The sequence below is a fragment of the Serratia sp. X10 genome (assembly GCF_017811775.1).
GTDB classification, from domain to species: Bacteria; Pseudomonadota; Gammaproteobacteria; order Enterobacterales; family Enterobacteriaceae; genus Serratia; species Serratia ureilytica.
The window spans coordinates 584,394-602,273 of the sequence record NZ_JAEIOH010000003.1 but is presented as its reverse complement, the minus strand read 5'-3'; the positions used below and the strand labels follow the sequence as shown (position 1 = coordinate 602,273).

Below are 17,880 nucleotides of genomic sequence, written 5' to 3'. Positions count from 1 at the left end.
GTGAGCAAGCGGTTAATAGACTTTTTTATTCTACTTTTCTTCCTGGCTAATTTGACGTTCATGCTTTATCAGGGATGGCGAATGATAACCGTGAATAACGAACCCGTTGAGCCGCACCTTGAAAGTGGGCGTGAGCAAGTGCGCCATGGCGTCTTTCCCCAGGAAGATGACATCGAGAAAATTAACGACGCACACTGGTTTGGCCGCTATCAGGCGGCGAAAAGCGGCGAAAAGGCGCGCGGGTATAAGGTCGGCGAGTGGGCGATCGGCGCCGAGCTGCTGGCTAACGCGCCGGAGGCCGCGGCGCTCGGCAAGATAACCGGTCTGCTGTTCAGTGATAACGCCGAAAAAAGCCTGGTTATCGTGGAACATGGCGGTAAGCAAACCGGGTATGGCGTTGGCGATCGGCTGGTCGGCAGCAATGCCGTTATCGTGCGGATATTAAAAAACAAAATACTGCTCGATGAAAACGGTTATTACGCCGCGCTGACGTTTAAAGAGTAGCCGGCGCGCCGCTTCGGCGTGGGGTGTTTTACAGCATAAGGCAACACTGTGATGACGCATTTTATTTTTCGTTCCCGCGCAGGCTGGAGCGCCGGTTTATGGCGCGCGTTAGCGGCGGTGGCCGTCATGATTGCCCTGGGGGGCCTGGCGCGTGCGGAGCAATTCTCCGCCAATTTCAAAGGCACGGACATTCAGGAGTTTATCAATACGGTCAGTAAAAACCTGAGCAAGACCATCATTATCGATCCGGCGGTGAAAGGTAAGGTTACGGTGCGCAGCTACGAACAGCTCGACGAGAAACAATATTACCAGTTCTTTCTCAATGTGCTGGACGTCTACGGCTATACGGTCATCGGCATGCCCAACAATGTCCTGAAGGTGATCGCCGCCAAAGAGGGCAAAAGAGCCGCGCTGTCGCAAAGCGGCGGCGAGGCGATCGCTGAAGGGGATGAAGTGGTGATGCGCGTGGTGCCGCTGCGCAATATCGCGGCCAAAGACGTTTCGCCGATCTTGCGCCAGCTTAACGACAGCATCGGCGTGGGCAGTGTGGCGCATTACGAGCAGGGCAATGCGCTGTTGATCACCGGCCGAGCCGGGGTGGTCAACGGCCTGCTCGACCTTGTCAGGGAGATGGATCAGGACGACGGCAATCAGGTCGAGACCTTCGCGCTGAAGCATGCGGCGGCGCCGGAGATCGCGCGGATGGTGAACGAGCTGTTTCGCGAAGAGGGCAAACGGCGTATGGCCGGGGCAGGCTCGCTGCGGCTGGTGGCGGATGAGCGCACCAACAGCGTGATGATCGCCGGGGACGATCGGGCCCGCGAACACGCCAAAGAACTGATTGAGCAGTTGGATAACAAGAGTGTCACCCAGGGCAATACCCAGGTCATTCCGCTCAAATACGCCAAGGCGCAGAGCCTGGTCGAGGTGCTGACCGGCGTGAGCGCGGGCCTGCAAAACGAGAAAGAGAGCGCCGCCGCCAACGTGGCGCTATTGAAAAATGTGGTGATCAAGGCCGATGAGCAGACCAATGCGCTGATCATCACCGCCGCGCCAGACGTGATGCGCGATCTGGAGGCGGTGGTCGCCAAGCTGGATGTACGGCGCGCGCAGGTGCTGGTCGAAGCGGTGATCGTCGAAGTGCAGGATGGGCAGGGGCTGAACATCGGCGTGCAGTGGGCCAACAAATACGGCGGCGGCACGCAGTTCGCCGGCCAGGCGCCCGGCATCTCGGCGGGGTTCGAAAACGGCATGAGCGATGTGTTCGGCAAGGCCAACGGCCTGATGACCGGTTTTTACAGCGGCAACTGGGGCGTATTGCTGTCAGCCATCGCCAGCAACAACCAAAACAATATCCTGGCTACGCCGAGCATCGTTACGCTCGATAACGCCGAGGCGGAGTTCAGCGTCGGGCAGGATGTGCCGATCCTCACCGGTTCGCAAACCACCAACAGCGATAATGTTTTCAATACCGTGTCGCGCAAAACGGTGGGCATCAAGCTCAAGGTCAAACCGCAGATCAATCAGGGCCAGTCCGTGCTGATGCAGATCGAGCAGGAGGTCTCCAGCGTTGCCGACAGCGCCGGCGCCACGCCGGATTCGCTGGGGGCGACCTTCAATATCCGCACGGTCAACAATACGGTGCTGGTGGACAGCGGTGAGACCGTGGTGGTGGGCGGGCTGCTGGACAAGTCCAATTCGGAGCTGGAGAGCAGCGTGCCGATCCTGGGCAAGATCCCGCTGGTGGGGGCGCTGTTTCGCTCGAACGCCACCAAAGCGAGCAAGCGTAATTTGATGCTGTTTATCCGCCCGACCATCATTCGCAGCACCGAGGGGTATGCCCGGCAGAGCCAGCGCAAGTTAGGCAAGTTCGACGCCGAGCAGCAGGACGATCGTGAGCTGAATAACGCACTGCGCAGCGAGATCGCCGGCGATAAGAAGGCGGTCGACAATCGGGCGTTCCTCGCCACCGTCGCGCGTATCGAGGCGTTTTATTCGCGCGGAGCGCGCCCGTGAAGCCCCGTTCTGCGGGGCCGCGGCTGCCTTTTGGCTGGGCGCGGCAGCATGGCGTGCTGGCCGTCGACGGGCAGAGCGGCATTCAACTGTATTGTCACCCCGAGACCCGCCACGCCGCATTGATGGAGGCGTACCGCTGCCTGCCCGGTGAGCCGACGCTGGCCCGGCTGGACACGGAGGCCTTTGAACAACGGCTGGTGGCGCACTATCAGCGGGAAAGCGGCCAGGCGCAGAAAATGATCGACGATCTGGGCGGCGAACTGGATTTCTATGCGTTGGCGGAAGAGCTGCCGCAGCAGCAAGACCTGTTGGACGAACAGGACGATGCGCCGATTATCCGCCTGATTAACGCCTTGCTGAGTGAGGCGATCAAAGAGCGAGCCTCCGATATTCACATCGAAACCTACGAGAGCGAGCTGGTGATCCGTTTTCGCATCGACGGCGCGCTGCGCCGCATTCTGGCGCCGCAGCGCAAGCTGGCGGCGCTGCTGGTGTCGCGCATCAAGGTCATGTCGAAGCTGGATATCGCCGAGAAGCGCGTGCCGCAGGATGGGCGCATGGCGCTGAAAGTTGGCGGGCGGGCGATCGACGTGCGGGTGTCGGTGATGCCGGCCAGCCACGGCGAGCGCGTGGTCATGCGCCTGTTGGATAAACAGGGCGTGCGGCTCGAACTGCCCAGCCTGGGCATGGCGGCGGCGCACCAACAGGCGTTGCAGCGCCTGATCCGCCAGCCGCACGGCATTATTCTGGTCACCGGGCCGACCGGTTCGGGCAAGAGCACCACGCTCTATACCTTGCTGAACCAGATCAATGACGAACAGCGCAACATCATGACGATCGAAGATCCCGTCGAGTATGAACTGGCCGGCATCGCGCAGACGCAGGTGAACCCCAAGGTGGACATGACCTTCGCGCGCGGGCTGCGCGCGCTGCTGCGTCAGGATCCCGATGTGGTGTTGATCGGCGAGATCCGCGACGGTGAAACGGCGCAGATCGCGGTGCAGGCCTCATTGACCGGGCATCTGGTGCTGTCGACCCTGCATACCAACACGGCGATCGGCGCCGTGACCCGGCTGCGGGACATGGGCGTTGAACCGTTTTTGCTTTCCAGCTCGCTGAGCGGCGTGCTGGCGCAGCGCCTGGTGCGCCGGCTTTGCCCGCACTGTCGCGAGCCTTATGCGCTGCCTGACGCGCAGCGGCGCCAACTGGGGCTGGCGTCGACGCAGGCGCTGACCTGCTGGCGCCCGATAGGATGCGAGGCCTGTGGCGGGCAGGGCTATCGCGGCCGAATCGGTTTGCATGAACTGTTGGTGCTGGATGAACCGATGCGCAGGGCAATCCACCGTAGCGACGGTGAGCTGGACATCGCCAGGCTGGCCGGGGAGCGCTATCAGCCCCTGCGCCAGGATGGGATCGCCAAAATGTGCGCCGGAGAGACCAGCCTGGAAGAAGTGTTGCGGGTGACGCGCGAAGGGGATGGCGATGAAGTTTGATTACCGCGCCTGCGATCGTGAGGGGCGCGCCCGGCGTGGCGTGTTGGAGGCGGATTCTTTGCGCCACGCCCGCGATCGGCTGCGTGAGAAGGGGTGGCAGGTGCTGGCGGTGCAGGCGCGCAGGCGATCCGCTCTTGCCGGCCTGCTCGCCGGCCGTTGGATGAGCGGCGTGAGCAGCGGCGATCTGGCGCTGCTCACCCGGCAACTGGCGACGCTGCTGTCCGCCGCGCTGCCGCTGGAAGAGGCGCTGATGGCGGTGGCGCGGCAAACGGAGAAAAAAGGCCTGCAGGCGGCGTTGACTCAGGTGAGGCAGCGCATTCTGGAGGGTTTCCCGCTGGCGCAGGCGCTGGGGCAGTATCCGCATATTTTTGACCGTCTCTATTGCGCCATGGTGGCGGCCGGTGAGATTGCCGGCCATCTGGGGCCGGTGCTGGAACGGCTGGCTGACTATGTCGAACAGCGCCAGCACATGAAGAACAAGATCGTGCAGGCGTTGGTGTACCCGATGGTGCTGACGGCGGTGGCGATTGGCGTGGTGGCTATCTTGCTGACGGCAGTGGTGCCGAAGGTGATCGAACAGTTTGTGCATATGAAGCAGACCTTGCCGCTGTCGACCCGGATGCTGCTCGGCGCCAGCGATGGATTGCGCCAATGGGGGGCGGCGGTGTTGATGTCGGCGCTGGCGGGCCTTGGCGCTTTCCGTTATCGCCTGCGGGATCCGGCGCGGCGCACACGCTGGCATGCGTTCATCCTGCGGCTGCCGGTGGTCGGCAAGCTGTCGCTGGCGGTGAATACCGCGCGCTACGCCAAAACGCTGAGCATTTTGAACGCCAGCGCCGTGCCATTGCTGGAGGCGATGCGCATCAGCGCCGGCGTGTTGGGCAACGAGGCCGCCCGTGAGCGCCTGCTGGCGGCGATGGAGCGGGTGCGAGAGGGAGAAGGATTGTCGCCGTCGCTTGAAGGCACCGCGCTGTTCTCGCCGATGATGCGACACATGATCATGTCTGGCGAGCGCAGCGGCGAACTGGACATGATGCTCGAACGGGCGGCGGCGATGCAGCAGGAGGCCTTCAGCCGGCAAATCACGCTGGCGCTGGGGCTGTTTGAGCCTTTATTGGTGATCGCGATGGCCGGTTCGGTGCTGTTTATCATCCTGGCCATCCTGCAGCCGATACTGCAGCTCAATAATATGGTCGGTTAATCATGCCGTTAATGGAGAGTAAAGTGAGTCATATCAGCAATATGCGCAGGTCCCGGCAGCGTGGGTTCACGCTGCTGGAAATCATGGTGGTGATCGTCATTCTGGGGCTGTTGGCCAGCCTGACCATCCCAAGCCTGATGGGTAACAAGGAGAAGGCCGATCGGCAAAAGGCCGCCAGCGATATCGTCGCGCTGGAGAACGCGCTGGATATGTACAAGCTGGATAACGGCCGTTATCCCAGCGCGGAGCAGGGACTGGCGGCGCTGGTGACCCGGCCGACGCTGGCGCCGATCCCAAGGAATTATCCCGAAGACGGTTATATCCGCCGCTTGCCGCAAGACCCCTGGGGGCAGGAGTACCGTCTGCGCAACCCGGGGCGCCATGGCAAGCTGGATGTGTTCACGCTGGGACCGGACGGCGTCGCCGATACCGATGATGACATCGGTAACTGGGTGGCCGACGCGCCATGAGGCGCATACGCGGTTTTACGCTGCTGGAGACCATGTTGGTATTGCTGCTGCTGGGGGTGACCAGCGGCCTGGTGATGCTGAGTTTTCCGGCGGATGAGAAGCCGTTGGCGCAGCAGGGAGAGCGATTGAGCCATTGGCTGAATGCCCTCGCCGAGCGGGCCGAGCGCGAAGGGGTGAGGTATGGCGTGGCGTTCGATGACGGCGGTTGGCGCAGCGTCGCCGAAGCGGGGCGGGAGAGCCGGGAGCAGTACGCTCTGCCGGACGGCGTCGCGCTGCGGCTGAGCGTTGAAGGGCAAACCGTCGCGCTCGCCGCAGAGGCGGCGCTGCCGCAGGTGTGGCTGTATCCGGGGGGCGAAACCACGGCCTTCAGCGTGGAGCTATCGCAGGGCAAGTGTCTGTGGCGATTGCAGGCGCCCGGTTACTTTGTATTTGAAACGACGGACATTCGTTGCGATGACGCGGAAAATGAGACGCCAGCAGGGCATGACGCTGCTGGAAGTGATGGTGGCCCTGATGATCTTCGCCATCGGCTGTCTGGCGCTGATCAACAGCACCGGTGGCCAGGTGCGTAGCCTGAGCGCGATCGAAGCCAAGACCGTGGCGCTGTGGGTGGCGGACAACCAGCTGACGCTGCTGCAGCTCGAGCCCCGCCCACCGACGCTGGCCTGGCATTCGGGCGCCACGGTAATGGCCGGTGAAACCTGGCACTGGCGCTATCGCGGGCGGGAGACCAGCGACGCCGGAATGCGGGCGATCGCGATTGAAGTCAGGCGCGACCCGCAGGATCGCAATGCGCTGGTGGAAATGCTCGCCTACAGGGCGTTGCCGTGAAGCGCGCTTTGCAACGGGGTTTTACGCTGGTGGAAATGCTGTTGGCCATCGCCCTGTTCGCCATGCTGTCGCTCACCGCATTGACGGTCTTCAGAGGCGTGCTGAAAAACGACGAAATCACCCAGCGCAAATCGATGCAGTTGACCCAGCTGCAACGGGCGCTGGCGATCGTCGAGCGCGATTTGACGCAGGCGCAGGTGCGCGCGCCGACCGGCGATAAACGTTGGCCGGCGGCGCCGGAGTTTGCGGTGCAGCAGACGGCGGGAGAGGAAGGCGGCGATTTTCAGCTGCTGCTGATTCGAAACGGCTGGCCGAATCCCCTGGCCCGATTGCCGCGCGCCACGCAGGAGCGGGTGGCGTATCGCTACCGGCAGGGGCGGCTCGAACGCCTCAGTTACCCGAATTTGAGCAGCCCGCAGGCGGCGGCGCGCAGCGTGCTGTTGCTGTCTGAGGTGACGCGGTTCCAACTGCGTTTTTACCGGCAGGGCGAATGGTTGACGGCCTGGCGCGCCGGCGGGCTGCTGCCGCAGGCGGTGGAGATCGCCATCGACACCCCCGCGCTGGGGGAAGTCCGGCGCATCGTCACGCTGCCCGCTGCGAGGCCACTATGAATAAACAACGCGGTATGGCGCTGTTGATGGTGTTGCTGATGATGTCGCTGATGGCGATCGTGGCGGTCAATATCAACGATAACTGGCAGCGTTCGCTGGCGCGCACCCAGTCGCAGCAGGATCGGTTGCGGGCGAAATGGCTGCTGCTGGGCGGCGAGAGCTACGCCCGGCAGCGGCTGCAGCAGGCGGGAGAGCAGCGGAAGGCGTGGGGGGCCGCAGGGACGACCTTCAGCATGCGCACCGAAGAGGGGGAAGTGGCGATACGTCTGCGCCGCGTCGACGCCTGTTTCAACCTTAACGCCCTGATCCGCGCCGCCGGCCCGGCGGATGTCGGCGATAGCGAGGGGGGAACCCCCAATAAGGAGAGGCGAATATTCATGCTGTTATTGAACAATCAGGGGATCGCCGCTGCCCAGGCGGGCGCGATTGCCGATGCGATCGTCGCCAGAGCCTATGGCGAAGGGTATCTGATGGGGGATGTCAGCGAGCTGCGGGAGCTGGCCGGCATCGACCGCGAGCTTTATCTGCGTCTTGCGCCGCTGCTTTGTGCGGCGCCGGATGCCGAGCTGCGCATCAATCCGGACGCCGTGAACGAAGCTCAGCTGCCGCTGCTGCGGGCGATGTTGATGAACGCGCTGAGCGATGAGCGGCTGCGGGGGCTGCTGGCGGCCCGCCCGCCGCAGGGCTGGCAGACGCTGGCGTTTTTGTCGCAGGAAAAAGCGCTGCAGGCGCTGGGTGAGGATGACCTTGGCGAGCGACTGATTTTCGACGATAACCGCTGGATTGCGCAGCTGCAGCTTAGGCTGAACGACGGACGCTATCGGCTGGTCAGCGCGTTGCAGCCGGGCCCGTCAGGCGTCACGGTCAGCGGACGTCGGTTCGACAGAGGGGAAGGATAAACGATGGCGAACACCATCCTGCTTATCGCGCTGGACGATGATGCGATGGCCGATGTGCGCTGGGGCCGCGTCGGCGAGACGCGCTGCCGCTTTGCCGCCCGCCTCGATCTGGCCGAAGGCGGTAGTGAGTTGGCGGCCATGGCGCAGGGCAGCCGGGTTGTGGTGCTGGTGCCTGCCCGTCATGTGGTGCTGAGACAAACGACATTCCACGGCAAGGCCCGGCAGGCGACGCCGCTGGCGCTGGCGTACTCCCATGAGATCGGGTTGTTGACCGATGTCGAGCAGATGCATTGGGCGGTGCTGGGCAAGGTGCAGCGCGATTTCACTATCGCCGGCGTCGCGCTGGCGCAGATGCAAGGTTGGGTTGATAGCCTCAACGCCTGCGGCATTCGCGCCGATGCCCTGCTGCCCGACGTGCTGGCGTTGCCGTTGCCGAACCAATGCAGCGCACTGCGCTGGCGCGGACAATGGCTGCTCCGAACGGGGGGCATGCAGGGCATGCAGTTGCCCGATGCCTGGGGGGACAGCGTCCCGTGGCCGACGCCGGATTGGTGTCTGCACGGCGGCGGAGAGGTGCCAGCGGGCTGGGAAACGGCGCGTATCGATGAGGATCCGCTGTGGCGATTGGCGGAAGAGGCCTGGAATAGCACATCCACGCTGTTGCAGGGGCGTTTCAAACCGGGCGTGCGTTGGCCGCGCCGTTTGCCCGATAAGACCGCCTGCGCGATGCTGCTGCTCAGCGGTTCGCTGCTGCTGGGGGGCTTGCATCACCAATTGATGGCCAGACAGAGCGAAAGCCAGATAACGGCGCTGTCTCAGCGCCTGCTGCCGAGTGGCGAGACCGCGCCGGCGTTTGCCGAACGGGCGGCGCAAGCGTGGGCACGGCGTATGCAAGACACCCTGAATGCGCCGCAGCTGTTCAGGCTGTTGCCCTACGCGGCCGAGGCGCTTGCTGTCTGGGAACCTCCGCAGTTGCAGGCGCTGGCTTTCGACGCCGCCGACGATCGTTTGGTGGTGACGGTAAACAGAAACGACGCGCCGCTGCCGGCGCCGGTCAACGACGGCGGCGTCAGCATGACGTTCAGCGAGGGAAGCGCGCCTAACCAGGCGATCCTGACGGTGAGAGGTGAGCGATGAATATCGGTTGGCGCGATAAGGCGCTGCGGCGGGCAGTGCTGTTAAGCCTGTTGATGCTGATGGCCTGCGGCTACTGCCTGTATCAATTTTCACAGGCGCAAAAAAACGCACAACGGCTGGCGGCGCTGCGGGAGCAGGCGCGCGTCATCCAGCAACTGCAGGCGCGTTTGCCGCAGAGCGCCGCCGCGCGCGAGCAACTGCCGGAGCGACTGCGACAGAGCGCGCAGGCCTATCGCATCGCCATCGCCGACCTGACGGAAAGTGAAGCGGATGTGCGGGTCACGCTGCCGCCCGTGCCGTTTGAACGCCTGTTGCCGTGGCTGGCCGCCCTGCAACGCGAGCACGGGATCCGCGTGCTCTCACTCGCCGCAGAACGTGCGGGGCAGGCGCCGGGCGTGGTGCAAATCAGCCTACTGCGGGTAACGGCGCAGCCGGCGATGTAACCCACGCGACGACAATATAGGATCCAGAAAACCATGCTATCCGCAATAAACGCAGTGGCCGATGAACACTGGCTGATATTTAGCGCCGTGTTGAGCCTGTGCATCGGCAGTTTTATCAATGTGGTCGTTTATCGGCTGCCTGTCATGCTTGAGCGCGAAATGGAAATGGCGCAGGCCGAACGATTTAATCTCTTTTTGCCGCGTTCATTCTGTCCGTGTTGCACAATGAAAATATCGGCGCTCGATAATATTCCTTTATTAAGTTGGCTGCTGTTGCGCGGTCGCTGTCGTTATTGTCGCAAGCCTATTTCCATCCGTTATCCACTGGTGGAGCTATTGCTGATGCTAATGGGAATAACGCTGGCCTGGCGCGTCGGCATCGGTTTGGATTGGTTTTTCATGTTGGCGTTTGCTGCATTGCTGCTGGCCTTGGCGGCGATCGACAGCGAGCGTCAGCTGTTGCCGGATTGCCTGACGCTGTCGCTGCTGTGGGCCGGGCTGTTGTGGCATTGCTTGGCGCACCCGGCATTTTTGTCGACGGCGGTCATCGGCGCGCTGGCGGGTTATTTGACGCTGTGGCTGCTGTATTGGGGATTTCGTCTCGCGACAGGCCGCGAGGGGCTGGGATACGGCGATTTTAAACTGCTGGCTGCGCTCGGCGCCTGGGGCGGCTATGCCGTTTTGCCGTCGATTCTGCTGTTTGCCGCCACCGGCAGCCTGATGTGGCTGCTGCTGTGGGTGTGGCGCGGCGGCGATGGGGCGCAGCCCCTGCCTTTCGGCCCGGGGTTGGCGGCGGCGGGCGCCGGCGCGGTAGCCTGCCAGTGGCTTGCGCTACCGCTGGCGGGTTAACGGAGCTGGGCTAAAAACGGCGCCAGCGTTCGGTTGAGTCCGCTGCACTTCTCCTGCAACGGCGTGGCGTCGGCCTCCAGCTGCGCGGCGACGTTTTTGCCTGCGTCAAGCAACTGGGGGCGATTAAGCGCCGGCGCCCAGCCTTTTCTCTCCGCCGCCTGCAACGCCGCCGCCGCGAGTGGGTCGTTGGCCGGGATATCGGCGCGGTTGCAGCGTTCTCTCAGAAACTGGCCGGCGCCGACCAGCGATGACAGCTGGTCGCGCTGGATGGCGGCGTCAGGGGCCGATTTGGCGGCGTGCTGACAGCCGGATAACAGCAGGCATGCCATGAACGTCGTGGCGATGTTTTTCAATGTCACGTTATTTTCCCTGTGGAATTGGCGCGGTGTCGGTATTTTCTTGCGTCGCATGGCGGCGCTTTACGAGGTCAGGAATATTTTAACCCTTTATCATGCGGTTTAATATTCTGACGGCATTAGGTTTTATTATTTTAATGCATTCTAAGTGCCGGGCGTTCAGGGCTTCTACTTATTATTCCTCTCGCGGTATCGCCGCATCTCTTTGAGTTTCTTCTCACTCAGTTGGAATCCAATAAATTTAACTGGAGTCGTAATGAAATTATCCAAAATCGCCCTGATGATGGCAGCGCTCACTGCCTCCTCGGCCGCCTGGTCGCACGGTTATATCGAAGTGCCCGAGAGCCGCGCCTACAAGTGCAAGCTGGGCAGCAACACCGACTGCGGCCGAGCGCAGTGGGAACCGCAGAGCGTCGAGCAGGTTTCCGGCTTCCCTGGCGGCGCGACGCCGCGCGACGGCCAGCTGGCCAGCGGCGGGGTGGGCGGTTTCGAGCCGCTGGATCGTCAGGGCGTCAACGTCTGGGCGTTGAACACCATGAAGCCGGGACCGCAGACGTTCACCTGGTACCACACCGCCAAGCACAAAACCAATAACTGGCGTTATTACATCACCAAACAAGACTGGGACGTGAATAAGCCGCTGTCGCGCGAGGCTTTCGAAAAAGAGCCGTTCTGTGAAGTCGATGGCCATGCTCAGGCGCCAAAAGATCGCGAAGTGCACCAGTGCGTGGTGCCGGAGAGAACCGGCTATCAGGTGATTTATGGCGTGTGGGAAATCAATGACACGGTGAACAGCTTCTATCAGGTGGTTGACGTCAACTTTGAGGACGACGGCGTCGTGTCCGAATGGCGCAAGCAGCTGCAAGGCTCTCTCACCGGCAAAAACCTGCAGGTTGGCGACAAGGTGATCGCCCGCTTCTTCGATGCGGACGGTGAAGTGCTGACGATGAAAACCGAGCTGGCGATCGACAGTGAGGCGCTGACCGACAAAAACCGCTGGAGCCACGCGCTGGCCAGCAAGATCAACGCCGAACAGAAAGCGGTGCGTGCCGGGGTGAAAGACGGTAAAGGCAACGTCAATCCGGTGTTTGGCAATAATGCGGTCTTCGCCAAACAAGGCAGCACGATGAAGAGCGTGGTGATCTCCTATGAGGAAGAAACGCCGGCTATCACCGAAGAGATCCGCATCGGCAACCTGTCCAGCACCAAGATCAAGGACGGTAAAGCTCAGCTGACCTTCAATGCCGAGGTTAAAGGCAAATTGACCGTTGAAGCGCGCGTTTACGATCACGGCCAGACGGAAAAAGGCTACGTGAAAGAGACGCTGGAAGACGCCAGCCAGCCGCTGACCATCGCGCTGAACAACGTCAGCGAGGGCCACCACATGCTGAAAGTGATCGCCAGCAACGACAATGGGCAGAGCATTCAGCCGGATATCGAAAACTTCAATCTGGAAGCTGAATCCACCGGCGGTGGCGGCAATGGCGACTACAACTTCGTCTTCCCGAACGCGCTGAGTAAATACACCGCTGGCACCACGGTGCTGCAACCGAAAGACGGCAAGGTTTATCAGTGCAAACCTTTCCCTTACAGCGGTTACTGCATGCAGTGGAACAGCGGCGCGACTCAGTTTGAGCCGGGCGTGGGAGCCAACTGGCAGGACGCCTGGGTCGTGAAAAAGTAAGTGCGAATCGGATAGTCAAGCGGCCAATGATGGCCGCTTTTAAAGGAGCTTTATGTCACACGAACCTGCCCGTTACGATCTTTTCAGTCGGTTACTGCATTGGGGCATTGCTGCCGTGATGCTCTACGTCATGATCGTGGGTTATTCACTGCATTTTATGACGGATGCGCGCATCTTCGCCTTTTTCTCCGTGACCAATATGTCGTTGGCCTTGGTGCTGACACCGCTGATGGCGGCGCGCTTTATCTGGCGTTTTTTCCGGCCTAAAGTGCCTTATGGCGATATGTTGCAAGGGCGCGAGAAGGGATTGGTGCATTTGCTGCACGAAATATTCTACCTGCTGATTTTCGCGGTGTTGCTGAGCGGATTTTTCATGCTGGAGCACGGTTTTGCCGTTTTCGGCGCGATCGATTTTCCCCGTCCGATTGCGAATCTTGAGGTTAATCGTTTCTTTTTCGCCGTGCACCGTTATTCATGCATCGCGCTGTCGGCCATGATTGTGCTGCACATCGCGGCGGTGATTAAGCATCACTGTTTCGCCCGGCGGGCGATTTTGCGCCGTATGCTCTGAGCCTGGCGGTGATGGATCACGCCGCCCGGCGCGGCGGCGTGGCAGCGATGGCCTCAGGGGTTATTCGCGGCGATTTGCACCGTACGGGCAATGTGAGGCGAGCGTCTTCACGCGTGAATAGCGTTAAGGCGTAATCCCCCCGGGCATTAACCGAGAATTGTTGCTATTTATTATTAACGGTAAAGATGAGCGTAATTAACATTTCGTTGTCAATAGGAAAATGACGTATTCAACTTGAACATTGAAGCCGATAAAAGCATCGGCTCAACGCGTTGGGGGCTGATTATCTGACATATTTCCAAACGGAGGTGGGGATTTTGTCATACAGCTTGTTCATGGTCAGCTCCGCCAAACGATGATCGGCGGCTGAGTAAAACAGCTCCAGTTCATCATCGGAAAGCTCGTACTTATTTTTTTCAATAACACGTTCGAGAGTATCAATCGTGGTGCATTTACGTAAACGCATCAGATAGTCGGTTTTAGTCATGGTGGCCTTTTAGTTTAATAACCGTAAAATAGCTCGGGAATAATTATCCCCTAAGTTTTCATTGTCGTACAGATGTCCTCTCCTGAGAACATTCTGAATAATCTCGCCTTGGTTTTTTGCCAGCGGCGCAGGTCGGAATCATTGATACCGTAGCTGCTGAACAGCGTATAGGTATCGTCGAGATATTCCTCGACTAACTCCGACAAATCAGATTCGTCCATGTATTTAATTTTATAACTCATCACAAACGAAGCGATATGTTCGATCAACTCATTAAGCTGCAGGTTGACGGAGGATGTCGGATCGTTGACCCACCCGTGGTGGCTGTCTCCCAGGGTGGCGATACCTTCATCATACAAATTTTCGCACAAGAATTTGAGTTGAGCAATGTCGTGTCGCTTAGGCGAATACTCATCCATATCATCCCCTCCGTAAGTCTTAATGGCGGTGTTGATAACACTATGTGAGTAAGCTGATTTACATCATGAACGGAGGCAGCTTAACGGTGGTTAAATAAACTCCCCGTAAAATGAATATAAATCATTTTTTCGCGTTTGGCCTGCAGTTATTACGTAAACTTACAATTCATCCGCGGTTGATGGGCGTGAGTTATCAATGATGTCGAAGATTAAACCCCGTTGCGCCACACGGAACCGGACGCTATCGCTGAGCGTATCTTCGCTGTTGATATCCAGGCAAGCATTAAAAATGCCCCACTTATAGCGATAACTCATTGAATAATCGCTGTCACCTTGTCGCACTATATCAAGTATTTCTAATGAATCTTCGGCATAGCGTGCGCTTTCAGAATAAAAACTGAGTCCGCTGGTCAGTGCGGGCACTAACTCCGCAATATTGTCATTAATCACTTTCTTTAATTTTTTAACAGAAAGTGCGTTGACGTCCAGGTTACAGGCAAGGGTAACAAGCATTAATCTCGGCCAACAGCAATGTTATCTGCTTATCTTACTCCTTTTCCACTCGCGCCGGTAAATTTTTCGATTTACCGCTGTTTTTTACCTTCCGCCAACATTTGCCCGAACGGGAATATCCCTGAGTTTGATAAGGGTGGCGAGAGGGGAGTGCGCGACGCGCTGTTACGTTCCGTTGCATTAATGAGTCCGGCAACGCTTGAGACATGCCACTTGTTGTGATGTTATATTATAACTATAAATCTGCTGCTTTGGTTATTCCCTTGATTCCCACTTCGCAAAATGACGCCGCGTCGTCACTGAATTCGTTGTTCACCACCTCCGCGGCCGTGCGCTGCGCGGGCGCCATCGTTTTGCTGGCTCTGCTGTGGCTCGGCATTTTTTGGGCGGTGTCACTGCCATGATTTTATTACGTCAGCTGGCAATAGGCTATGGCGCCACGCCGCTTTTCCCGCCGCTGAGCGGGCAGTTTAGCGCCGGTTCGTTAACCGCGGTGGTGGGCGTTAACGGGGCAGGGAAATCGACGTTGCTGAAAACGCTCGCCGGTTTGTTGCCGCCCTTGGCGGGTCGCCTGGACTTTAGCGGTGAAAAGCCGCCGCGCAAGGCTTATTTACCGCAGCAGGCGGAGCTGGATCGGCAATTCCCGATCGCGGTGAGCGATCTGGTGGCGATGGGATGTTGGCCGCAAAGCGGCATGTTCGGCGGTATGAACCAGCGTGCGGCGAGCCAGGTTAATGGGGCGCTGGCGAGCGTCGGCATGAGCGCGCTGGCGCACAGTCCGGTGGGCGAGCTCTCCGGCGGCCAGCTGCAGCGGGTGCTGTTTGCGCGCCTGCTGGTCCAACAGGCGCCGTTGATCCTGCTGGATGAACCCTTCACCGGCATCGACAGCGCCACTACGCAGATCCTGCTGCAGGCGATCGCGCAGCTGCACCAGCAGGGGAGAACGGTGATCGCCGTCCTGCATGATATGTCGATGGTCGCCGAGCATTTTCCGCAGGTGCTGTTGCTGACCCCGCAGGCGTGTCATTGGGGCGCGGCCGAGCGCGTGCTGGAACAGGTGCCGCGGTATCTCGCCGCCGAACGGCAGTCGGGCCTGCGGGTGGTGGCGCCATGATGCTGTTGCATGGGCTTGTCGACCCTTTTCTCTCTTTCGGTTTTATGCGTCGCGCATTGATGGCGTGTCTGGCGCTGTCGCTCAGCGCCGCCCCGCTGGGGGTGTTTCTGTTGCTGCGCCGCATGAGCCTGGTGGGGGATGCGTTGTCCCACGCGGTGTTGCCCGGTGCGGCAATCGGTTATCTGATTTCCGGCATGTCGCTGGTGGCCATGGGCGTGGGCGGCTTTATCGCCGGGCTGGCGGTGGCGATGTTGTCCGGCCTGGTGAGCCGCCGCACGCCGCTGAAAGAGGACGCCAGCTTCGCCGGATTCTATCTGGGGTCGCTGGCGCTCGGGGTCACGTTGGTCTCGCTGCGCGGTTCCAGCGTGGATCTGCTGCACGTGCTGTTCGGTTCGATTCTGGCGGTGGATGCGCAGGCGATGCTGATGGTCGGTGCCATCGCCACGGTGTCGCTGCTGGCGCTGGCGGCGCTGTACCGCGCGTTGGTGATCGAGTCCTTCGACGTCACTTTCCTGCGCGTTAACGCGCCGCGCCGGTTGGCGCTGATCCACGGCCTGTTTTTGGCGCTGGTGGTGGTCAATCTGGTGGCGGGGTTCCAGATCCTCGGCACCCTGATGTCGGTTGGGCTGATGATGCTGCCCGCCGCCAGCGCACGCTTCTGGGCGCGCAATCTGCCGCAGACGCTGGCGGTGGCGATGGGTATCGGCGCGCTGTCCAGCCTGATTGGGCTGGTGTGGTCCTACTACGCTTCGCTGCCTGCCGGCCCGGCGATCGTGCTCAGCGCCAGCGTCATCTTCTTTGTCTCGATCCTGTTTGGAACGCGTGGGGGCATTTACGCCTTTGCGCGCCGTTGAGAAGTGCCATTTGCAAGGAGAAAATATGAAACGTTTACCTATATCGCTGGCGGTCGCTGCTCTGCTAGCCAGCCCATTGGCGATGGCGAAGACCGTCGACGCCGTCGCCAGCTTTTCCATTCTGGGAGATATCGTTAAACAGGTGGGGGGCGATCACGTCAAGGTCAGCACGCTGGTGGGGCCGGATGGCGATCCGCACAGCTTCGAGCCTTCACCGCAGGACGGCAAGACGTTGGCGCAGGCCGACGTGGTGTTCGTCAGCGGCCTGGGGCTGGAAGGGTGGATCGATCGCCTGGTCAGCGCTTCGGGTTATAAAGGACAGGTGATTACCGCGTCACAGGGCATCAACACCCGCCAAATGGAGGAGGACGGCAAACCGATTACCGATCCCCACGCCTGGAACAGCATGAAAAACGGCGTGCAGTACGCCACCAACGTGATGAACGCCCTGATCGCCGCCGATCCCGAGGATGCCAACTATTTTCGTCAGCGCGGCGCCGAATACATTCAGCAGTTGCAAAAGCTGGACCTGTGGGCCAAAACCCAGTTCGCCGCAGTGCCGCCGCAGAAACGTAAGGTACTCACCAGCCATGATGCCTTTGGTTACTTTGGGCAAGAGTATGGCGTCACCTTCCTTGCGCCGGTCGGATTTTCCACCGAGGCCGAAGCCAGCGCCAGCGATGTGGCCGGCCTGATCAAGCAAATCAAACAGGAAAAAGTTAACGCTTACTTTATCGAAAACCAGACCGATCCGCGGCTGGTGAAACAGATTGCCGCCGCCACCGGCGCCAAGGCGGGCGGCGAGCTGTACCCGGAAGCGCTCTCGCGCGTGGGCGGCCCGGCGGCAACCTATGAGCAGGCGTTCAAGCACAATGTCGACGCGCTGCTGAGCAGCATGAAGTAATCTCCGCCCCCGCTTGCCGGCGGGGGCAACTTGCAGGCACTTTCTCGCCATAAAAAAAGCCCCGTTGAGCAGCAACGGGGCTTTGCGACAGATGACACTTTGGAGTTAACGCTTTTTCTTACGTCCCTGTACCGCTTTGAATCGCGGATTGCTTTTACAGATCACATAGATGCGGCCACGACGACGCACGACTTTGCAATCCGGGTGGCGATTTTTCGCCGAACGCAATGAACTCAATACCTGCATGGGGGTTCCTTGTTACTTATTGCCGATAAAGCGGCCAAAGCGCTGCTGGAAGCGCGCCGTGCTGCCTTCTTTGGAATAGTCTTTCTGCTTGCCGGTGTAATACGGATGCGAAGCGGAAGAGACGTCGAGGGTGACATACGGCCAGCTTTCGCCGTCCAGCTCGATGGTGCGATCGGTTTTGATGGTCGATCCCACTTTGAAGTAGGCGTTAGCGCTGACGTCGTGGAACACCACGGTGCGATAATCGGGATGGATGCCGGGTTTCATAATGGCTCTCT

At 60.2% G+C, this 17,880-nt stretch carries 23 protein-coding genes; 17 read left to right on the top strand and 6 right to left on the bottom strand.

Annotated elements, in window-relative coordinates; all coding sequences use genetic code 11:
- The 12 genes from J9788_RS13275 to J9788_RS13220 are packed head-to-tail and all read left to right on the top strand — an operon-like array spanning position 1 to position 10,454.
- Positions 1 to 504, top strand: coding sequence for a type II secretion system protein N (locus tag J9788_RS13275; protein WP_141202245.1), 504 nt, complete (start codon positions 1 to 3; stop codon positions 502 to 504).
- A gap of 51 nt (positions 505 to 555) precedes the next feature.
- Positions 556 to 2,520 carry a type II secretion system secretin GspD gene (gspD, locus tag J9788_RS13270; RefSeq protein WP_182265021.1) on the top strand — a complete coding sequence of 655 codons (1,965 nt, stop codon included), beginning with the start codon at positions 556 to 558 and terminating at the stop codon, positions 2,518 to 2,520.
- Positions 2,517 to 4,013 (top strand): type II secretion system ATPase GspE, encoded by a 1,497-nt coding sequence (gene gspE, locus J9788_RS13265; protein ID WP_182265020.1) that lies wholly within the window; start codon positions 2,517 to 2,519, stop codon positions 4,011 to 4,013. The genes gspD and gspE overlap by 4 nt, the downstream gene beginning before the upstream one ends.
- Positions 4,003 to 5,214 carry a type II secretion system inner membrane protein GspF gene (gspF, locus tag J9788_RS13260; protein ID WP_182265019.1) on the top strand — a complete coding sequence of 404 codons (1,212 nt, stop codon included), beginning with the start codon at positions 4,003 to 4,005 and terminating at the stop codon, positions 5,212 to 5,214. Before gspE ends, gspF begins: the two co-directional genes overlap by 11 nt.
- A gap of 41 nt (positions 5,215 to 5,255) precedes the next feature.
- Positions 5,256 to 5,684: a type II secretion system major pseudopilin GspG gene (gene gspG, locus J9788_RS13255; RefSeq protein ID WP_182265130.1), complete on the top strand. Its 429-nt coding sequence runs from the start codon at positions 5,256 to 5,258 to the stop codon at positions 5,682 to 5,684.
- Complete coding sequence (locus J9788_RS13250) at positions 5,681 to 6,256, top strand: prepilin-type N-terminal cleavage/methylation domain-containing protein (protein ID WP_182265018.1); 576 nt, start codon at positions 5,681 to 5,683, stop codon at positions 6,254 to 6,256. The genes gspG and J9788_RS13250 overlap by 4 nt, the downstream gene beginning before the upstream one ends.
- Positions 6,150 to 6,515 carry a type II secretion system minor pseudopilin GspI gene (gspI, locus tag J9788_RS13245; RefSeq protein WP_182265017.1) on the top strand — a complete coding sequence of 122 codons (366 nt, stop codon included), beginning with the start codon at positions 6,150 to 6,152 and terminating at the stop codon, positions 6,513 to 6,515. Before J9788_RS13250 ends, gspI begins: the two co-directional genes overlap by 107 nt.
- Positions 6,512 to 7,126 (top strand): type II secretion system minor pseudopilin GspJ, encoded by a 615-nt coding sequence (gene gspJ, locus J9788_RS13240; RefSeq protein WP_182265016.1) that lies wholly within the window; start codon positions 6,512 to 6,514, stop codon positions 7,124 to 7,126. Before gspI ends, gspJ begins: the two co-directional genes overlap by 4 nt.
- Positions 7,123 to 8,025 carry a type II secretion system minor pseudopilin GspK gene (gene gspK, locus J9788_RS13235; protein WP_182265015.1) on the top strand — a complete coding sequence of 301 codons (903 nt, stop codon included), beginning with the start codon at positions 7,123 to 7,125 and terminating at the stop codon, positions 8,023 to 8,025. The genes gspJ and gspK overlap by 4 nt, the downstream gene beginning before the upstream one ends.
- A gap of 3 nt (positions 8,026 to 8,028) precedes the next feature.
- Entirely contained in the window at positions 8,029 to 9,162 is a 1,134-nt protein-coding gene (gene gspL, locus J9788_RS13230; protein WP_046897512.1) for a type II secretion system protein GspL, read from the top strand.
- Positions 9,159 to 9,605, top strand: coding sequence for a type II secretion system protein GspM (gspM, locus tag J9788_RS13225; RefSeq protein WP_046897511.1), 447 nt, complete (start codon positions 9,159 to 9,161; stop codon positions 9,603 to 9,605). The genes gspL and gspM overlap by 4 nt, the downstream gene beginning before the upstream one ends.
- 33 nt (positions 9,606 to 9,638) lie before the next feature.
- Positions 9,639 to 10,454 carry an A24 family peptidase gene (locus tag J9788_RS13220; protein ID WP_182265014.1) on the top strand — a complete coding sequence of 272 codons (816 nt, stop codon included), beginning with the start codon at positions 9,639 to 9,641 and terminating at the stop codon, positions 10,452 to 10,454.
- Here the strand turns inward: J9788_RS13220 and gspS are convergent.
- The gene (gene gspS / locus J9788_RS13215) at positions 10,451 to 10,813 is read right to left on the bottom strand and encodes a type II secretion system pilot lipoprotein GspS (RefSeq protein ID WP_052759924.1); all 363 of its coding nucleotides are present in this window, start codon (positions 10,811 to 10,813) and stop codon (positions 10,451 to 10,453) included. The genes J9788_RS13220 and gspS overlap by 4 nt on opposite strands.
- 253 nt (positions 10,814 to 11,066) lie before the next feature.
- Here gspS and gbpA point away from each other — a divergent pair, with 253 nt between their 5' ends.
- Together gbpA and J9788_RS13205 are read left to right on the top strand one after the other, a co-directional pair.
- Positions 11,067 to 12,494 (top strand): N-acetylglucosamine-binding protein GbpA, encoded by a 1,428-nt coding sequence (gbpA, locus tag J9788_RS13210; protein WP_182265013.1) that lies wholly within the window; start codon positions 11,067 to 11,069, stop codon positions 12,492 to 12,494.
- Between the two features lie 52 nt (positions 12,495 to 12,546).
- Positions 12,547 to 13,065, top strand: a complete 519-nt coding sequence (locus tag J9788_RS13205; protein ID WP_046897507.1) for a cytochrome b — start codon at positions 12,547 to 12,549, stop codon at positions 13,063 to 13,065.
- A 283-nt stretch (positions 13,066 to 13,348) separates the two neighbouring features.
- Here the strand turns inward: J9788_RS13205 and J9788_RS13200 are convergent, their stop codons facing one another.
- The 3 genes from J9788_RS13200 to J9788_RS13190 all read right to left on the bottom strand — a co-directional run bounded on the left by J9788_RS13200 (position 13,349) and on the right by J9788_RS13190 (position 14,484).
- Positions 13,349 to 13,552: an HHA domain-containing protein gene (locus tag J9788_RS13200; protein WP_004940313.1), complete on the bottom strand. Its 204-nt coding sequence runs from the start codon at positions 13,550 to 13,552 to the stop codon at positions 13,349 to 13,351.
- 50 nt (positions 13,553 to 13,602) lie between these two features.
- Positions 13,603 to 13,971 (bottom strand): Hha toxicity modulator TomB, encoded by a 369-nt coding sequence (gene tomB, locus J9788_RS13195; protein WP_004940312.1) that lies wholly within the window; start codon positions 13,969 to 13,971, stop codon positions 13,603 to 13,605.
- Positions 13,972 to 14,130: 159 nt separating this feature from the next.
- Positions 14,131 to 14,484: a hypothetical protein gene (locus J9788_RS13190; RefSeq protein ID WP_046897506.1), complete on the bottom strand. Its 354-nt coding sequence runs from the start codon at positions 14,482 to 14,484 to the stop codon at positions 14,131 to 14,133.
- 400 nt (positions 14,485 to 14,884) lie between these two features.
- Here J9788_RS13190 and J9788_RS13185 point away from each other — a divergent pair, with 400 nt between their 5' ends.
- Genes J9788_RS13185 through J9788_RS13175 form a run of 3 tightly spaced genes read left to right on the top strand, consistent with a single transcriptional unit; the run spans position 14,885 to position 17,356 of the window.
- The gene (locus J9788_RS13185) at positions 14,885 to 15,598 is read left to right on the top strand and encodes a metal ABC transporter ATP-binding protein (protein ID WP_046897504.1); all 714 of its coding nucleotides are present in this window, start codon (positions 14,885 to 14,887) and stop codon (positions 15,596 to 15,598) included.
- On the top strand, positions 15,595 to 16,452 hold the full coding sequence (locus tag J9788_RS13180) for a metal ABC transporter permease (RefSeq protein WP_046897503.1): 858 nt from the start codon (positions 15,595 to 15,597) through the stop codon (positions 16,450 to 16,452). Before J9788_RS13185 ends, J9788_RS13180 begins: the two co-directional genes overlap by 4 nt.
- Before the next feature lie 25 nt (positions 16,453 to 16,477).
- Positions 16,478 to 17,356, top strand: coding sequence for a metal ABC transporter solute-binding protein, Zn/Mn family (locus tag J9788_RS13175; RefSeq protein WP_042783804.1), 879 nt, complete (start codon positions 16,478 to 16,480; stop codon positions 17,354 to 17,356).
- 105 nt (positions 17,357 to 17,461) lie between these two features.
- Here J9788_RS13175 and ykgO read toward each other — a convergent pair whose 3' ends face one another.
- Positions 17,462 to 17,602, bottom strand: coding sequence for a type B 50S ribosomal protein L36 (gene ykgO / locus J9788_RS13170; protein WP_004940304.1), 141 nt, complete (start codon positions 17,600 to 17,602; stop codon positions 17,462 to 17,464).
- 12 nt (positions 17,603 to 17,614) lie between these two features.
- Positions 17,615 to 17,869, bottom strand: coding sequence for a type B 50S ribosomal protein L31 (locus tag J9788_RS13165; protein WP_004940303.1), 255 nt, complete (start codon positions 17,867 to 17,869; stop codon positions 17,615 to 17,617).
- Positions 17,870 to 17,880 lie beyond the last annotated feature (11 nt).

What these genes read in the sequence shown, in the direction of transcription:
- gspD (WP_182265021.1), top strand. Translation starts at nt 556, where the DNA reads ATGACGCATTTTATTTTTCGTTCCCGCGCAGGCTGGAGCGCCGGTTTA.
- J9788_RS13220 (WP_182265014.1), top strand. Translation starts at nt 9,639, where the DNA reads ATGCTATCCGCAATAAACGCAGTGGCCGATGAACACTGGCTGATATTT.
- J9788_RS13180 (WP_046897503.1), top strand. Translation starts at nt 15,595, where the DNA reads ATGATGCTGTTGCATGGGCTTGTCGACCCTTTTCTCTCTTTCGGTTTT.
- gspI (WP_182265017.1), top strand. Translation starts at nt 6,150, where the DNA reads ATGAGACGCCAGCAGGGCATGACGCTGCTGGAAGTGATGGTGGCCCTG.
- gspG (WP_182265130.1), top strand. Translation starts at nt 5,256, where the DNA reads ATGCGCAGGTCCCGGCAGCGTGGGTTCACGCTGCTGGAAATCATGGTG.
- J9788_RS13185 (WP_046897504.1), top strand. Translation starts at nt 14,885, where the DNA reads ATGATTTTATTACGTCAGCTGGCAATAGGCTATGGCGCCACGCCGCTT.
- ykgO (WP_004940304.1), bottom strand. Translation starts at nt 17,602, where the DNA reads ATGCAGGTATTGAGTTCATTGCGTTCGGCGAAAAATCGCCACCCGGAT.
- J9788_RS13190 (WP_046897506.1), bottom strand. Translation starts at nt 14,484, where the DNA reads ATGCTTGTTACCCTTGCCTGTAACCTGGACGTCAACGCACTTTCTGTT.
- gspL (WP_046897512.1), top strand. Translation starts at nt 8,029, where the DNA reads ATGGCGAACACCATCCTGCTTATCGCGCTGGACGATGATGCGATGGCC.
- J9788_RS13250 (WP_182265018.1), top strand. Translation starts at nt 5,681, where the DNA reads ATGAGGCGCATACGCGGTTTTACGCTGCTGGAGACCATGTTGGTATTG.
- gspM (WP_046897511.1), top strand. Translation starts at nt 9,159, where the DNA reads ATGAATATCGGTTGGCGCGATAAGGCGCTGCGGCGGGCAGTGCTGTTA.
- J9788_RS13205 (WP_046897507.1), top strand. Translation starts at nt 12,547, where the DNA reads ATGTCACACGAACCTGCCCGTTACGATCTTTTCAGTCGGTTACTGCAT.
- gspK (WP_182265015.1), top strand. Translation starts at nt 7,123, where the DNA reads ATGAATAAACAACGCGGTATGGCGCTGTTGATGGTGTTGCTGATGATG.
- gspF (WP_182265019.1), top strand. Translation starts at nt 4,003, where the DNA reads ATGAAGTTTGATTACCGCGCCTGCGATCGTGAGGGGCGCGCCCGGCGT.
- J9788_RS13175 (WP_042783804.1), top strand. Translation starts at nt 16,478, where the DNA reads ATGAAACGTTTACCTATATCGCTGGCGGTCGCTGCTCTGCTAGCCAGC.
- gbpA (WP_182265013.1), top strand. Translation starts at nt 11,067, where the DNA reads ATGAAATTATCCAAAATCGCCCTGATGATGGCAGCGCTCACTGCCTCC.
- J9788_RS13200 (WP_004940313.1), bottom strand. Translation starts at nt 13,552, where the DNA reads ATGACTAAAACCGACTATCTGATGCGTTTACGTAAATGCACCACGATT.
- tomB (WP_004940312.1), bottom strand. Translation starts at nt 13,971, where the DNA reads ATGGATGAGTATTCGCCTAAGCGACACGACATTGCTCAACTCAAATTC.
- J9788_RS13165 (WP_004940303.1), bottom strand. Translation starts at nt 17,869, where the DNA reads ATGAAACCCGGCATCCATCCCGATTATCGCACCGTGGTGTTCCACGAC.